The sequence below is a fragment of the Escherichia sp. E2562 genome, assembly GCF_005781075.1.
Lineage (GTDB): Bacteria > Pseudomonadota > Gammaproteobacteria > Enterobacterales > Enterobacteriaceae > Escherichia.
The window spans coordinates 22727-38571 of record NZ_VATM01000002.1 but is presented as its reverse complement, the minus strand read 5'-3'; the positions used below and the strand labels follow the sequence as shown (position 1 = coordinate 38571).

Here is a 15845-nt window from a genome sequence, read left to right as displayed (position 1 = left end):
GCATGCCAACTCAAGAAGCGAAAGCTCATCACGTGGGTGAATGGGCATCTCTGCGCAATACGTCGCCGGAAATAGCCGAGGCCATTTTTGAAGTCGCCGGGTATGACGAAAAAATGGCGGAAAAGATTTGGGAAGAAGGTAGCGATGAAGTGTTAGTCAAAGCCTTTGCTAAGACCGATAAAGATTCGCTTTTTTGGGGCGAACAGACCATCGAACGTAAAAACGTTTAATCAGCAATTCCCCCGCTTCTCGCGGGGGAGCTTTCAAATTGTTGACAAAGTGCGCTTTGTTCATGCCGGATGCGGCGTGAACGCCTTATCCGGCCTACATGATCGTGCAAATTCGATATAGTGCAATTCTCGGGTAGGCCTGATAAGCGTAGCGCATCAGGCAATCTCACGTTTGTCATCAGTCTCATATTCCCCCGCTTCTCGCGGGGGAGCTTTCAAATTGTTGACAACGTGCGCTTTGTTCATGCCGGATGCGGCGTGAACGCCTTATCCGGCCTACGCGATCGTGCAAATTCGATATAGTGCAATTCTCGGGTAGGCCTGATAAGCGTAGCGCATCAGGCAATCTCACGTTTGTCATCAGTCTCATATTCCCCGCTTCTCGCGGGGGAGCTTTCTGTTATTTCACCGCTTCATTCAACACGCTATCAAACTTATCCATCGGGCAAAAACCGTTGGCATCTATCGGGCAGCCGGTAAGTTCAAGCGTCACGCGTTGAGCCGGAGCCTGCAACGTTAACGCGTCGGCATTACGCAACTGTTCCGAACTCTGGTACACATACTCGATTTTCATCAGGTCGCGGTTGGCTTTGCTGTCATGCCAACGCTGGAAAACGATTTTGCCGCCAATCGGCGTGCGTTCGTTCTGGTCATGCAGTTGATACGGTTTGAAATCCAGCGCCGTTAACAGAGAGGCAATGTTTGAGTCGTGCCCAACCAGCACTGTGATTTTCGGCGCACTGGCACGATCGGTAACCAGGGCTTTGTCGATATAACTGACCAGCGGTTTCGCGACATTGCGCGCCACTTCCGGTGAAGTAAACAGGCTATCCTGGTAGCCGTTTTTCAGTTTCGACAACACTTTCCATTGTTGATCTGATTTGATCTCCCCCCAGGCCACCTGATCCATCGGGAAACCTTCGTAGTATTGCAGGGTGAACGCGTCCACCAGCGAGTTGCCCACTTTTAGCGGCCCGGAAACGCCTGGTTCTTGTTGATACTTCGCGCTAAAGGTATTTTTACCGTCCACCAACGAGCACTGCTGTTTCTCTTTGCAGGCAGGAGAATCTTTATAGTTAACGATTTTTTCCAGTAGCTGATAGCTGTCCGTTAGTTGTAGTTTGCTGAACTCTTTCTCCATTGCCGCCACCGCCTGCTCACTGAATGCGGCGGAATCATCGGTGATTACCGGATTAAAGGTGGGGTCCATGGTGCCCATTTTTTCCTGGTGGTGGACCGGAATGTCACACCCAGGGAATGCGCCAGTAATAAAGAATTGTGCGGTAGCGACGGTACGTTGCAGGCTGTTGGCATAGACATAAACGGTGTCAGGCGGCGGGCATTCCCCCGAATTCACCATCCCCTGCTCCGCCAGCCACTCACGCATGTAATGGCCCATATACACTTCCAGCACGCCGCCTTTGGTCGTGAGTTGTCCACCAGGAACATCCCACTCCGGCCATTTATTCGGCGTCGACTGCTCAAGCACACTGCCATTATTTGCCAATGGCGCACGTAAATTATGACGGCTCATGAGTAGCACTTGCTGTAGCTGATAGCCTTCCGGCATGGTCTGTGCCTGAGTATTCGAAGAGAGTAAAACCATTCCAGCCACGGCCGCAGCAATTAGCGTTTTTTTCATTCCCATCACCTCTTTAGTTATCAATCAATTAAGAGTGTGACAGAAATATGGCATTTTTCCGGGAACAGGTTCGCAATTTAGCAGATGACGAGGCGGGAAACCGTCAGGCGATAACGGACAGTAGTCGCGCTATCGCCTGGTTTGTATCGTTAAACTAATACCTGAAACAGCAAGGCAAAAAGAATGATATTGGCAATGACAATGGCCCAACCGTTATAAAGCATATATTTCAGGTGAGTAGATTGTGCCAGCCCCATTTGACCGAACATATCCGATGAAGGGAAAGGCCCAAACCAGTCCACTTGCGATGAGGCTAATAATACTGCCGTTGTACCCTGTGGCGGCACTCCCGCAGCCATCAACATCGGACCAAATATTTTATGCGTGAAGGTCATCTGAGCAACAGCAGCACCTGGCACATGACCGATAATATTAAAGGCAAAAATACAGAAGCAAAGCCATGCCGGAGATATCCCGGTTAACAGTGGTTGTGTGTATTCGAGCAATCCCTGATACGCCTGCAGGCTATCCATAAGCTCCAGAATCGGGTTATACAGCCAGTAGAGCAGAAACATCCACACCAGTCTGCCACACCCTTTATACAGGGCTTGCAGGATCCCGGTTGGGCTTAATCCCCCCACCAGCCCGGTGATCAACGCCACCAACAGCATAACGATAATGGCAAAACTAAAACCTGCTTTTATCACTACGCCAATAACCGCCATCACAATAATGGTTGCAGCAAATGCCAGGGCGCTGAGTTTGCGACGACGATCGCGGGCAGGATCCTCTTCTTCCTGAGTTTTCTCTGAGAGATCCACTTCGTAGTGTAATTTTCCTTCCGTCATCTTCTGAATTCGCCCGGCCATTATCCAGCCAGCAAATAACGTCACGGCGCTCATTGGCAGCCCGACGTACATCAGGTATTGCGGATAAGTCAGGCCGCCGAGTTGTAAAATCGTCACGGTACTGGGAGTAAATGGCCCGGTAAACAATCCCACTGACCCCGCCGTCATCATCAGTGCAGCCACTGTAGGCGGTGTCAGCCGTACTGCAGCCGCCACGGGAATAATCACCGCAACAATAATGGCATTACCGCCTGCCATAGTACCCAGCGCGCCACAGATAAGAATGGATGAGACAACGATGCCAAATTTGACCCGTGTCTGGCTGGAAAGCCCGATACGATGCACCACAAATTTGACCAGTTCAACGGCGGCTCCGGTACGTGTTGCCACTTCACCTACGCCTGCGCCAAGCATAATGATCAAACCAACAGTGGCGATAAACGATCCCGTCGATTTTGCCAGCATGGCACCCATTTCAGGTAAGCCGGTGGAAGTCATTATCATCGCAATAATAATCGATGAAATAACCGCCAGAACAATATCGACGCCTATCAACGAGAGCACCGCTAACGCCACCAGTGGTGTAAAACCAAGCAGTCCGAGTTCATTACCTGGACGCCCCTGGCACCAGAACGCTATCAGTAAAAATGCAATCAATAACAAACCAATAATGACATTCTTTTTGGTGATATTTTGTCTGGTTAGTAAACCACCAGCGAGCATTGAGTCACTCATATAACTCCTTAACCCCATCGAATCGACTTTCAATATCAGCCGATGTATTTGGACAGCTCAGAAAATATCCCCCCTCGTTATTATTGTTAGCAAAATGCACTGAGGGTTTGTCCGGGTACTACAGGTATTATTCTGAGTTCGTAATTAACCCCTTTAGGTGGGCAAATAACGCATTGTTACCAGAACAGACGTTACAGATTAAATTTATGTTAACTTGGTGTTACCATGAAATGACTTTTTATCTATCGTCTATAACTCTGGGTTAACTCTTAATGAAACTGCGCCACCTGGAAATCTTCTATGCTGTGATGACATGCGGGACACTTTCACGGGCAGCGGAATCGCTGAATATTTCCCAACCGGCCGCCAGTAAAGCGTTAAAAAACGCTGAGCAAAAACTCGGTTTTCAGCTCTTTCAGCGAGTTCGTGGCAAGCTTCTTCCAACCAGCGAAGCGATCACACTTTTTGAAAAAGCGCAGTCGATTTATCACGAACTCGACAACCTGCGACTGCTGGCCGATAACCTGACGCGAGATCCGCGAGCCAGAATAGCCCTGGGATGCCTGCCAAGCCTGGGATTAAGTCTGGTGCCGGAAATAGTCACGGCGTTTTACCAGCAGAATGCGAATCTGGTCATGACACTGACGACAGAGCACACTGAAACGTTGGTTAAAAAGCTTGATCTGCGTGAGATTGATCTGGCCCTGACGCTACAGCCGATTCAACAGGGGGAAATTATGACGACGCTGATAGCCGAAGTTCCGCTGGTTTATATCGACCGGGACTATCGCCTGGGCGCAGTAGAAATAGACAAGATTGACCAACAACGCTGGATTTCTCCCGGCCCTCATTCCCTTTCCGATGCAATAGCTAAACGACGTGATTTTTTGACGACGCGCCTGAATGTCCAGACCTATTACATGGCCACGGAATTTGTAAAACGCGGAATGGGATGCAGTATTACCGATATTTTCTCTGCCCGTCATAACCTTCCGGCAGAGACGATTCACCCCATCGAACCCCCAATGAAAATAGACCTTTGTTTGCTACGCCGTGCCGACGTTTCACTTAGTCCCATTACACAAAAATTTGTCGATTTCCTTTGCCAGCAATTACGTCAGCAACTGCGAGCCATTAACCTTGAGTTATACCCTGAAAATAAAAAGTCAATTGCTCCTCAGGCCTAAATGCTTTGACATACCCCCAACGCATTTATTAGCGGTGGATATCTCAGGTGATGAAAAAACGCATTGTAATTATTGGCGGCGGGGTAATTGGTCTGGCAACAGCATGGGTGCTGGTAAAACAGGGCCATCAGGTACAATTGTTAGAACGCAACAGTCAGGCAGGTATCGCCACCAGTTTCGCTAATGGTGGGCAACTCAGTTATCGCTACGTTGCTCCTCTGGCGGATAAAGGCGTACCGATGCAGGGGCTTAAATGGATGGGGAAAAGCAACTCTCCCCTGAATATGCGTTTGCGCATGTCATTTAGCCAGTGGCGCTGGTTGCTGGAGTTTTTACTGGCCTGCAATAGCCGGACAAATAAACTCAATGGCGACCATATTTTACGCTTATCACTGTTAAGCCGTCAGGTCATGGAAGAGTGGCTGCTGGAAGATAATCTTGATGATTTTCACTGGCGCCGTTCTGGCAAACTGATTATTCATCGCCGCCCGCAAGATTTAGCCAAAGCGGCAAAAGGTATTAATCCGCAATTTCAACAGGCTTTATCACGCGAAGAGTGCGTTCATCTTGAACCAGCACTAAAACATATTGGTCATTCATTGTGTGGCGGTATTTACTCTCCCGGAGATGAAACGGCGGACTGCTATAAGTTCTGCCAGGCATTACTTGCCAAACTTAATGCCAGCGCAAATTTTTCGCTACAAACCGATTGTGAAGTTTTGCAGTTGAATAAAAAAGGCGAGCGCATTGATTCCATCACCACCAGCACAGGAACGCTGGTTGCGGATGATTATGTCGTTGCCGCGGGTAATGGTAGTAAGCATTTACTTGCCGAAACCGGGACTCACGTACCGATCTGCGGTCTTAAAGGTTACAGTCTGACGCTTCCCTTCCCACAAGAAATGGGGATCGCACCGCAAATCAGTGTCACCGACTACGGTCATAAAATTGTCTATGCCCGACTCGGTGAGCGGTTGCGTATCGCCGCTATGGTCGATATTGGCTATGACGGAAATGAATTGCGCCCTGAACGAATCAATGCCTTAAAGCAGATCGTAGCTAACAGTTTTCCGCAACTGCAAGGCATCGATGATGCCGAATTATGGACAGGTATGCGTCCATCCACCCCTGCGGGTCCGCCACTCTTAGGACGGGCGAAGTATCAAAATCTGTGGATGAATCTTGGTCAGGGCAGTCTGGGTTTTACGCTGGCGGCAGGTAGTGCCGTAGTGTTAGGCGCGCTGCTGTCGGGCGAAGATCCCGCAATTTCCCTTGATGGACTGACATGGAGCCAATCAGCTTGAATATCAAACGTAATAACCCACAACCTCGTCTTGCCGCCAGTGTGGAATATGGCAATCTTGTATTTCTCTCCGGTCAGACACCGAAGGGCAATACTCCTGACATCGCGCAACAAACGCGCGAAGTGCTGGAGAAAATCGACGCATTACTTGCTGAAGCTGGCAGTGATAAATTTCATCTCTTGTCCGCTCAGGTATGGCTGAAAGATATCAGCCGCGATTTTGCCGATTTCAACGACGTATGGGTTAGCTGGCTGCCAGAAGGACATAGCCCGGCTCGCGCTACCGTACAGGCTGAGATGGCCCGCCCGGAGATTCTGGTTGAAGTGATGGTCACTGCGGTAAAAGCAGGATAAGTCACCATTTTCAGCCCCCTGACAACGTCGTCATGGGGCATCTGTGAAGGTTAAACGTCCCCTCTTTTACCTGCCAAAATTCAGGCTGAAAATATCATTTTTAGTTATGTTTTTATCACTGGCCTACGATTTTTTCTGATTTCCCCTACACTTAACACTGATACCTTGTCAGGGGTTTCCCTTTGTCTGTATTGATTTACGCGAGATAACGCTATGGAATTAAAGGATTATTACGCCATCATGGGCGTGAAACCGACGGACGATCTCAAGACAATCAAGACCGCCTATCGTCGACTGGCCCGCAAATACCATCCTGATGTCAGCAAAGAGCCCGATGCCGAAGCCCGCTTCAAAGAGGTTGCTGAAGCCTGGGAAGTGCTAAGTGATGAACAGCGTCGCGCTGAATATGATCAGATGTGGCAGCATCGCAACGATCCGCAATTCAACCGCCAGTTCCAGCATGGCGACGGTCAGAGTTTCAATGCCGAAGATTTTGACGATATCTTCTCGTCAATTTTCGGTCAACATGCCCGCCAGAGCCGTCAACGCCCCGCCACACGTGGCCACGATATTGAAATTGAAGTTGTGGTATTCCTGGAAGAAACGCTTACTGAGCACAAACGTACCATCAGCTATAACCTGCCGGTTTATAACGCCTTTGGCATGATCGAACAGGAAATCCCGAAAACGCTGAATGTGAAGATCCCGGCGGGTGTCGGCAATGGTCAACGTATCCGCCTGAAAGGCCAGGGGACGCCAGGCGAAAACGGTGGTCCAAATGGCGACCTGTGGCTGGTGATTCATATAGCCCCGCATCCGTTGTTTGATATTGTCGGTCAGGATCTGGAAATTGTGGTGCCGGTTAGCCCGTGGGAAGCGGCTCTGGGTAGCAAAGTCACTGTACCAACGCTGAAAGAAAGCATTTTGTTGACCATTCCGCCAGGCAGTCAGGCCGGGCAACGATTGCGCATTAAAGGCAAAGGTCTGGTAAGCAAAAAACAGACTGGTGACTTGTATGCTGTGCTGAAAATCGTCATGCCGCCGAAACCGGATGAAAATACTGCCGCGCTGTGGCAACAACTGGCAGACGCCCAGTCGTCTTTTGATCCACGTAAAGATTGGGGGAAAGCATAATGGCTCATGTTACGGTGACTTTTACCATTACCGAGTTTTGCCTGCATACCGGCATTTCTGAAGAGGAGTTGAATGAAATTGTCGGTTTGGGGGTGGTTGAACCGAGAGAGATCCAGGAAACAACCTGGGTATTTGATGACCATGCCGCCATTGTGGTGCAACGCGCGGTACGTCTACGTCAGGAACTGGCGCTGGACTGGCCGGGGATCGCGGTGGCGCTAACGTTAATGGATGATATTGCACATCTGAAACAGGAAAACCGCCTGCTACGCCAGCGGCTTTCCCGGTTTGTGGCTCACCCGTGAGTGTGGCTGCCGGAACTGGCTGCCGGATGCGACGCTTAACGCGTCTTATCAGGCCTACAAAAATCACCCTTTCCGTAGGCCGGATAAGGCATTCACGCCGCATCCGGCAGCTATGCCATAATGCCTGATGCGACGCTTAACGCGTCTTATCAGGCCTACCTATCGGCATTATCTCTATTGGTTATCGCAAGCAATAACTGGCTTAGTGCCGCGTAAAAACCAAAGCTGTCATACTGATGGCAACACACAGCAAACTCTGGTAACCATTGCCGCAGCGACATCAGTGTTTTTTGCCGCAGATTGTCAACTTCCTGTGCAGGTACAATCCCCTCTCCCCGGGCAAAATGCAGATGACTTAACAACTCAAGAAAAATCGCCAGATGATCTGCCGGTTCGTTGAAATTGCCACTGGTGTCCATCCCTGCCTCAGCCAGTAAGCCTTTGATCACATGTGGGTCCTGCTGATACGCCGATGCATACGGCAGTGCCGCCTGCTTGTCAGTCATCAAAAACAGGCTGCAAAAGTCAGCGGCCAGTTCCAGACGGGCATCGTCACGTACCGTCAAGGCGGCGATTTTAGCTTCCAGTTCGTTCACCGACGCAGTCAGCGGCGGCTCGCGTTTCAGCAAAGAAAACCATTCAGCCATCTGTGCACTGGCGATTTGCGTCAGTTGTTCATCGTCCAGTTCACGGGAGAACAACTGCGCCAGCCAGGCGTAGATACAGGCATTCTGTTCCACCGTTAGTGAAGTCATGATTTCACCTGCGGTGCCGGAACATATTCGCACTGTGCCACCATCTCAATCGGACCGCTAAACGCCGTTACCTTCTCTATTGGACCGGTGAATTTTTCAATTTCCACAATGGTCGTGTGTGAGCTGGTGGCCTGCGCCAGTTGCGAAGTCCCGATGTCGGGCGTTAGCACATTAGGGTTACCGTATTTACACAGCGCATTGAGCTCACCGCCTTTATCCGGATCATACCAGGCGCCTTCATGGATCCGGATCACGCCTGGTGCATAGAGATCAGAAACCACCGCGCCCACCAGAACCTGCCCCCGATCGTTAAAGACACGCACCACATCACCGTTAGCAATCCCGCGCGCACGGGCATCCTGCGGGCTGATATATACCGGCTCTTTGCCCGCTACGCTGTAATGCTGACGCAGTGTTTCAGATTCACACAGTTGCGAGTGGACGCGATAATCGGGATGCACCGATTGCAGATGCAGTGGATACTTCTGCGAACCAGGTCCACCGTGGGAACGTTCAATTTTCTCAAACCACATTGGATGCCCCTGACAATCGTCATAGTGCATGTCGGCGATAGTTTGCGAGTAGATCTCAATCAACCCGCTCGGCGTCCCCAGCGGTTCGAGGTCGGGATCTTCGCGGAATGCCTGATGACGCACGAACATCTGCGGATGGTCATAGACCACGTATTCTTTACTGTTCCACAACTCATCAAAGGTCGGTAAATGGATGCCGAGTCCTTTGGCCTGCTGGAGCGCGTCCTGCCAGATGCGCTTGAGCCACCCCATCTCATCCAGCCCTTCAGTAAAGGCTTCCTCACGGTCAAAGCGGCGGCATAACTCGCGGAAAATATCAAAGTCGTTGCGCGCCTCAAATTGCGGCTGCACCACCTGTTTAGTGGTGATAAGCCCATGGCTGGCATAGTCACCAAACTGGTCGAGATCGTTACGCTCAAACTGGGTGGTTGCGGGTAATACAATGTCGGAAAAGCGGCAACTGGAGGTCCACTGGTTATCAATGGAAATCACCGTCTCCAACTTACGCCAGCCTTCGATTATGCGGTTGATCTGCTGATGGCGGTGGAACGGATTGGTCCCGGCGAAAACACACATTTTCAGCGGCGGCAACTTAACTGTTTTGCCGTCCCAGTTGATCTCTTTCCCCGGTTCCAGAATGGCGTCGATATAACGGGCCGTTGGGATGGTGCTGCTGTAACCTTTGTAATCGTTGTTGTTATGAACTGGCGGAATTTTCGTGGCACCGGGAAAACCGCTCAGGATAATCCCTTTACGGCCTGGCACGCCTGAGCCGCTGCTGTGCCAACTAAAACCAAAACCGCCACCTGGCAGGCCAATCTGCCCGAGCATTGCCGCCAGCACCACAATCATCCATGACCACTGCTCGCCGTGCTGCATACGTTGGGCGCACCAGCCAGCCATAATTTGCGTTCTTGTGCCCGCCATTTTCCGCGCCAGCGTGCGGATCGTTTCGGCGTCAATGCCACACAGTTTTTCTGCCCAGACGGCATCCTTCGGCTGGCCGTCTTTCTCACCCAGCAAATACGGCAGAAATTGCTCGAAACCGACGCAATAATCAGCAATGAATTGTTTGTCGTACAGATTTTCGCTGTACAGGGTATGGGCCATCGCCAGTTGTAGCGGTACATCGGTTTGCGGGTTAACAATAATATGTTTAACGTGCTCACGCCCCTGATATTCATGCGTTGAACTGACCACCGGGTCGATGCTGATAACTTCGATTTCGCCCGCCACCACCTTTTCTTTCAGTTGCTCGTAATATTCATAAACATCGTGAGACGGGCAGCGGAAATTAACCTGCTGATTCTTCACCAAATCGGTGCCCCACATGACGATGATTTTACTGTTTTGCAACACTAACGGCCAGGAGGTTTGCTGTTCGTAAACTTCCATTGATCCCACCACCCGCGGCAGGATCACCTGCGCTGCCCCAGTGGAATAGTCACCGCCGGTACTCGCTTTATTGCCATGTAGAGCGATGGCTTTCGACAGCATTCCCCCGGCGCTATGAAATTTACCGGATGATTGCCCGCCGCTGGCGGTCAGTAACGCACTGGGGCCATAGGTTTTTTGCACCCGTTCCAGTTCTTCATAGAACATGTCCAGGGCTTCATCCCAAGTGACGCGGACAAAACGGTTATCGCCGCGCTGAGTGGTGTCACTCAGATGGCGCTTACGCAGCCAGTCGACTCGTACCATTGGGTAGCGAATACGCGCCGGATTGTGGACGTGATCCGGCAGCCCGGCGATAATTTTCGTCGGGTACTTATCCAGTTCGAACGGTTTCACCGCCACAAAGCGCCCGTCTTTCACCGTCGCGCGAATGGCGCCAAACCGCGAACCGGTCAGGATACCTTCTTTCGACGTAACAGCCTGCGCTGCGTTAACGCGGCGTGGAGTTAACAGCGATGGCCCCAGCATCCCTGCCAGCGTTAAGCCGCCAAGCTGGGTAAGAAAGCGTCGACGTGATGCCTGAAAAATGTCTTTATTTTTCATTATTTTCCTTCCTTATCGCTGTGAAACTTCCCTGCGGTATCCGACGCATGCATTTGCAGATATTTCAGCATGGTGCGTTCTTCCCGTTTATCCAGGCTGGTAAAACCAATCATGCCGTTGATTTGGCCGATCCAACCGTTGGCGTCGTAATGGGTCGTTGCTGACGCGCCGTGACACTGTTTACAGGCACTGCTGTACAGCGTATCGCCATAGGCCCAGATTGGTTTGATGTCGTCGACCATATCGCCCTTCTTCAACCATGCGGTGGCCTGCATCTTACTCCACTCGGTTTTGGTATCAGCAACGGTGGTTTTCTCCAGCATTTTCGCCTGCTGCTGGATATCGCCGCGAATAGAGGCGACAAAAATCCGTTTGCCAGGTAACTCGGTCAGAACCCGTTGAGTTCCAGCGCTTTCCGTCCAACCGATGATAGCCACCTGCAACCAGTCGCCGTCACGTTTAAGCACTTTCACTTCAGAGGCTGGCAGCAGTGAACCCGTCGCTTCTTTATCATCCTTTGCTGCATAAAGCGGCTTTATATCTATAGAATAAAGGATGTCTTTATCATCTCTGCCGCTGGCGCGTAGCTCTTCGAACTGTTTACGCGAGCCGCTGCTCATATCCGGCAGCTGGTGGGCAATGCCTTTATGGCAGTCGATACAGGTCTGATTATCTTTCGCTGCGGCGGCCATTTGACGTGCGGCTTCCGGATGCTGCTTTGCATGATCCATCGCGTCGTAGTTATGGCAGGAACGGCAGGTCGCTGAATTGTTCTCTTTCATCCGCGCCCATTCGCGCTCGGCGAGTTCTGCGCGTTTAGCGTTGAATTTCTCAGGGGTATCGATGGAGTGACCAATAACGGTCTGATACACCTCATTACTCGCTTCCAGTTTCCGCTTCAGCATTCCCGGTAAATCTGACGGGACGTGGCAGTCATGACACTCGGCGCGTACGCCGGAAGCATTCTGGAAATGCGCCGACTTTTTATATTCTTCATACACCGGCGTCATACTGTGGCAACTGACGCAAAACTCAGTGCTGCTGGTGGCCTTGATCCCGAAGTGAGGTAACACAATCAAGGCAATACCGATCACGATCCCCATCAGCACCAGCGCTAACACCGACCAACGCGCACTTGGCCGACGCAGCGCACTCCATAGTCGTCTCATAATAACTCCTGTAAAAATATAATTTGGCAACTGTGATCTTAATAAGCAAATATGAATAGCGGCACTCGTCAGGATGAATGGCTTATGACAGCATATGAATGGATATGAACAGGAAGATCGGGAAAGCAGGGATGTCACACCATATTGTCATTGTTGAAGATGAGCCTGTGACGCAGGCACGTTTGCAAAGCTACTTCATCCAGGAAGGGTATCTCGTGTCGGTCACGGCAAGCGGCGACGGACTACGGGAAATTATGGAAAACCAGCCTGTTGATCTCATTTTGCTGGATATTAACCTGCCCGATGAAAACGGCTTAATGCTCACCCGAGCCCTGCGCGAACGCTCAACGGTGGGGATTATTCTGGTGACCGGGCGCAGCGATCCTATTGATCGAATTGTCGGGCTTGAGATGGGCGCCGATGATTATGTCATCAAACCGCTGGAGCTGCGTGAACTCGTGGTACGGGTAAAAAATCTGCTCTGGCGTATCGATCTGGCCCGTCAGGCCAACGCTCTCTCTCAGGATAACTGCTATCGTTTTGCCGGATATTGTCTGAATATCTCACGCCACACGTTGGATCAGGACGACCGACCTATCAAACTCACCCGCGCGGAATACGAAATGCTGGTGGCCTTTGTCACTAATCCTGGCGAGATCCTCAGCCGCGAACGACTGCTGCGTATGCTCTCCGCCCGGCGGGTAGAAAACCCCGATTTGCGCACTGTGGACGTACTGATCCGCCGTTTGCGTCATAAACTCAGCGCCAACCTGTTAGTTACGCAGCATGGCGAAGGGTATTTCTTAGCCGCTGATGTCTATTAATCCACCGATTCAGGTAATGTGGTGCACCAAGGATGATTTTCACTCTGGCCAAAAGATTGTGGATGGCGTTTGCCCTGATGGCATTGCTGACTCTGGTAAGTATCTTTGTAGGTTGGTATAACCTGCGCGTTTTAACTCAAAGCGCTCAGACCAATACTCTGGCCCTGATCCCAACCATGAATATGGCCCGTCAGTTGAGTGAGGCCAGCGCGTGGGAACTCTTTACCGCCCAAAATCTGAACAACACGGATAGCGCAGAGATGTGGCAATCCCAGGGGAGAACGTTATCGGCGCAGAAGCTGAAAATTGACTCCCTGTTGCAGGGGCTGCGCGAGAAAGGGTTTGAAACGATAGCTATTGAACGGCAAGCCTATGAGATTGACCACTCGCTACGTCAACAGGGCGATCTGGTCGGTCAGCGGCTGAAACTCCACGATCAACAGCAACAACTCAGCCAGCAAATCGTCGCCGCGGCCGGAGAAATCGCCAACATCGCGCAATCCCAGACCCATTACATAGCCATCGCCACCGCATCACCGCAGTCTGGCCCGCAAAGTGTGTTTGGCTACAATCATAACAGGTCGGCAGAGAGCGCCGTCGAACAGTGGGTTGCTGGCGATCGTGAGTACGTCAGGCAGATGCACGAAATGCGCTTTAGCGCTCTGCAAATACAGCATTTCGTTATGAAACTGGAGCTGGAGGAGAGTGAAAAAAATAAGAACAGGCTGCCTGTTCAATTGAAAAACGCCCTTAACAGGGTACAGCTTCAACAAAGGCGTATTAAGGCCCCACCGGTTCGCGCGCAGGCTGAAAAGGCGCTGGAGACAGTACAACGATATGTCGAGTTACTGGCGCTGTACCAACGTGAAAAAGCACTCAATACTCACCTGCAGACGCTGACGCAAAATAATATTGTGCAGTTTGCACAGTTCAGCAACGAAGTTAATCAGTTGGTCGCAACCATTGAGCAGCGTAATCGGGCCGGACTTACACATCTGGAAAGCGCCAGTGAACATGTACGGTTTAACCTGCTACTGCTGGGCGTCGTTTCTCTTTGCTCATTGATTCTGATCCTCTGGCGCGTGGTTTATCGCTCAGTCACGCGTCCACTTGCCGAACAAACGCAGGCTCTGCAACGGCTGCTGGACGGTGATATCGACTCCCCTTTCCCGGAAACCGCTGGCGTGCGGGAGCTGGACACCATCGGGCGGCTGATGGATGCGTTTCGCAGCAGTGTTCATGCGCTTAATCGCCACCGCGAACAACTGGCGGCGCAAGTCAAAACGCGTACAGCTGAATTGCAGGAACTGGTGATAGAACACCGACAGGCACGGGCGGAAGCAGAAAAAGCCAGCCAGGCAAAATCGGCGTTTCTGGCAGCAATGAGCCATGAGATCCGCACTCCGCTGTACGGAATTCTCGGCACCGCGCAGTTGCTGGCAGATAACCCGGCGCTTAACGCCCAGCGTGATGATTTGCGGGCGATTACTGACTCTGGCGAATCGTTGCTGACCATCCTCAACGATATTCTCGATTATTCGGCTATCGAAGCAGGCGGCAAGAATGTTTCGGTCAGCGATGAGCCCTTTGAACCGCGCCCACTGCTGGAAAGTACCCTGCAATTAATGAGCGGACGGGTTAAAGGTCGTCCGATTCGACTGGTAACGGAAATTGCCGACGATGTCCCAACCGCGTTAATGGGCGATCCGCGCCGTATTCGCCAGGTTATTACCAATTTGTTGAGTAATGCCCTGCGTTTCACCGATGAGGGGCTGATTATCCTGCGCAGCCGCATTGATGGCGAGCAATGGCTGGTCGAAGTGGAAGACAGCGGCTGTGGTATTGATCCCGCGAAACTGGCTGATATCTTTCAGCCGTTTGTTCAGGTGAGCGGCAAACGCGGCGGCACCGGGCTGGGGTTGACTATCAGTAGCCGTCTGGCCCAGGCGATGGGCGGCGAACTGTACGCCACCAGCACGCCGGGAGCAGGAAGCTGTTTTGGCTTACGGTTACCATTACGTGTTGCCACTGCGCCCGTGCCAAAAACAGTCAATCAGGCGGTGCGTCTGGACGGTTTACGATTACTGTTGATTGAAGATAACCCGCTAACGCAGCGTATTACCATCGAGATACTTAACACCAGTGGCGCTCAGGTCACAGCCGTAGGAAATGCCGCGCAGGCTTTAGATGCTCTGCAAAATAGTGAACCGTTTGCTGCCGCGCTGGTGGATTTTGATCTGCCGGATATCGACGGCATTACACTTGCCCGGCAACTTTCGCTGCAATATCCGTCGCTGGTTTTGATTGGCTTTAGCGCCCATGTCATCGACGAAACGCTGCGCCAGCGTACCAGTTCGCTATTTCGCGGAATTATCCCTAAACCGGTGTCGCGTGAAGTGCTTGGTCAGTTACTGGCTCACTATCTGCACCCGCAAACACATAACCATCAACCGCTGGATGTATCGCAACTCAATGAAGATGCGCAGTTAATGGGGGTGGAGAAAATCCACGAATGGCTGACATTATTTAAACAACATGCCCTGCCCCTTCTCGATGAAATGGACACTGCCCGCGCCAGTCACGACAGCGACAAAATCAAACGTGCCGCGCATCAGTTGAAAAGCAGCTGCGCCAGTCTGGGCATGCGCAGTGCCTGTCAGTTGTGCGGACAACTTGAGCTGGAACCATTAACCGCGGCCCTGCCGCGTGAAGAAATTACGCGTAGCATCGCGGCCCTGGAACAGTGGCTGAATAAGAAAGCCCCGAACCCGATGTGAATCAATATCATCCCGTTGAGAAAACTTAGAATAGTGGCATTTGGTATGCAA

General features: G+C 51.4%; 13 protein-coding genes. 8 read left to right on the top strand and 5 right to left on the bottom strand.

The window, feature by feature from the left end:
• Positions 1–2: 2 nt before the first annotated feature.
• On the top strand, positions 3–230 hold the full coding sequence (locus FEK43_RS01915; protein ID WP_001143120.1) for a YccJ family protein: 228 nt from the start codon (positions 3–5) through the stop codon (positions 228–230).
• A gap of 400 nt (positions 231–630) precedes the next feature.
• Here the strand turns inward: FEK43_RS01915 and agp are convergent, their stop codons facing one another.
• The gene (gene agp / locus FEK43_RS01910; protein WP_135406356.1) at positions 631–1872 is read right to left on the bottom strand and encodes a bifunctional glucose-1-phosphatase/inositol phosphatase; all 1242 of its coding nucleotides are present in this window, start codon (positions 1870–1872) and stop codon (positions 631–633) included.
• Between the two features lie 149 nt (positions 1873–2021).
• Positions 2022–3455, bottom strand: a complete 1434-nt coding sequence (locus tag FEK43_RS01905) for a gluconate:proton symporter (RefSeq protein WP_130205434.1) — start codon at positions 3453–3455, stop codon at positions 2022–2024.
• Positions 3456–3727: 272 nt separating this feature from the next.
• Between FEK43_RS01905 and FEK43_RS01900 the strand changes: the two genes are divergently transcribed.
• From FEK43_RS01900 to cbpM, 5 genes are all read left to right on the top strand, one after another.
• A complete protein-coding gene (locus tag FEK43_RS01900; protein WP_130205432.1) occupies positions 3728–4642 on the top strand; it encodes a LysR family transcriptional regulator in 915 nt (304 codons plus the stop codon).
• A gap of 50 nt (positions 4643–4692) precedes the next feature.
• A complete protein-coding gene (locus tag FEK43_RS01895; protein ID WP_131162300.1) occupies positions 4693–5946 on the top strand; it encodes a D-amino acid dehydrogenase in 1254 nt (417 codons plus the stop codon).
• Positions 5943–6299: a RidA family protein gene (locus FEK43_RS01890; protein ID WP_131162301.1), complete on the top strand. Its 357-nt coding sequence runs from the start codon at positions 5943–5945 to the stop codon at positions 6297–6299. Before FEK43_RS01895 ends, FEK43_RS01890 begins: the two co-directional genes overlap by 4 nt.
• Positions 6300–6512: 213 nt before the next feature.
• Entirely contained in the window at positions 6513–7433 is a 921-nt protein-coding gene (gene cbpA / locus FEK43_RS01885; protein WP_135406354.1) for a curved DNA-binding protein, read from the top strand.
• Complete coding sequence (gene cbpM / locus FEK43_RS01880; RefSeq protein ID WP_130205424.1) at positions 7433–7738, top strand: chaperone modulator CbpM; 306 nt, start codon at positions 7433–7435, stop codon at positions 7736–7738. The genes cbpA and cbpM overlap by 1 nt, the downstream gene beginning before the upstream one ends.
• A 155-nt stretch (positions 7739–7893) precedes the next feature.
• On the opposite strand, the gene torD is transcribed toward cbpM, so the two are convergent.
• From torD to torC, 3 genes are read right to left on the bottom strand one after another with little or no spacing between them, the layout of a single operon-like run.
• Entirely contained in the window at positions 7894–8493 is a 600-nt protein-coding gene (gene torD, locus FEK43_RS01875) for a molecular chaperone TorD (RefSeq protein WP_131162302.1), read from the bottom strand.
• A complete protein-coding gene (torA, locus tag FEK43_RS01870) occupies positions 8490–11024 on the bottom strand; it encodes a trimethylamine-N-oxide reductase TorA (RefSeq protein WP_135406352.1) in 2535 nt (844 codons plus the stop codon). Before torA ends, torD begins: the two co-directional genes overlap by 4 nt.
• Positions 11024–12193, bottom strand: a complete 1170-nt coding sequence (gene torC / locus FEK43_RS01865; RefSeq protein ID WP_135406349.1) for a pentaheme c-type cytochrome TorC — start codon at positions 12191–12193, stop codon at positions 11024–11026. The genes torA and torC overlap by 1 nt, the downstream gene beginning before the upstream one ends.
• Before the next feature lie 131 nt (positions 12194–12324).
• On the opposite strand from torC, the gene torR reads away from it, so the two are divergent.
• Together torR and torS are read left to right on the top strand one after the other, a co-directional pair.
• The gene (gene torR / locus FEK43_RS01860; RefSeq protein WP_130205416.1) at positions 12325–13017 is read left to right on the top strand and encodes a two-component system response regulator TorR; all 693 of its coding nucleotides are present in this window, start codon (positions 12325–12327) and stop codon (positions 13015–13017) included.
• Between the two features lie 32 nt (positions 13018–13049).
• The gene (gene torS, locus FEK43_RS01855; RefSeq protein WP_135406347.1) at positions 13050–15794 is read left to right on the top strand and encodes a TMAO reductase system sensor histidine kinase/response regulator TorS; all 2745 of its coding nucleotides are present in this window, start codon (positions 13050–13052) and stop codon (positions 15792–15794) included.
• Positions 15795–15845 lie beyond the last annotated feature (51 nt).

Coding starts and splice junctions, on each gene's coding strand:
- FEK43_RS01915 (WP_001143120.1), top strand. CDS start 3: ATGCCAACTCAAGAAGCGAAAGCTCATCACGTGGGTGAATGGGCATCT.
- agp (WP_135406356.1), bottom strand. CDS start 1,872: ATGAAAAAAACGCTAATTGCTGCGGCCGTGGCTGGAATGGTTTTACTC.
- FEK43_RS01895 (WP_131162300.1), top strand. CDS start 4,693: ATGAAAAAACGCATTGTAATTATTGGCGGCGGGGTAATTGGTCTGGCA.
- torR (WP_130205416.1), top strand. CDS start 12,325: ATGTCACACCATATTGTCATTGTTGAAGATGAGCCTGTGACGCAGGCA.
- torA (WP_135406352.1), bottom strand. CDS start 11,024: ATGAAAAATAAAGACATTTTTCAGGCATCACGTCGACGCTTTCTTACC.
- FEK43_RS01905 (WP_130205434.1), bottom strand. CDS start 3,455: ATGAGTGACTCAATGCTCGCTGGTGGTTTACTAACCAGACAAAATATC.
- FEK43_RS01900 (WP_130205432.1), top strand. CDS start 3,728: ATGAAACTGCGCCACCTGGAAATCTTCTATGCTGTGATGACATGCGGG.
- torS (WP_135406347.1), top strand. CDS start 13,050: ATGATTTTCACTCTGGCCAAAAGATTGTGGATGGCGTTTGCCCTGATG.
- cbpM (WP_130205424.1), top strand. CDS start 7,433: ATGGCTCATGTTACGGTGACTTTTACCATTACCGAGTTTTGCCTGCAT.
- torD (WP_131162302.1), bottom strand. CDS start 8,493: ATGACTTCACTAACGGTGGAACAGAATGCCTGTATCTACGCCTGGCTG.
- torC (WP_135406349.1), bottom strand. CDS start 12,193: ATGAGACGACTATGGAGTGCGCTGCGTCGGCCAAGTGCGCGTTGGTCG.
- cbpA (WP_135406354.1), top strand. CDS start 6,513: ATGGAATTAAAGGATTATTACGCCATCATGGGCGTGAAACCGACGGAC.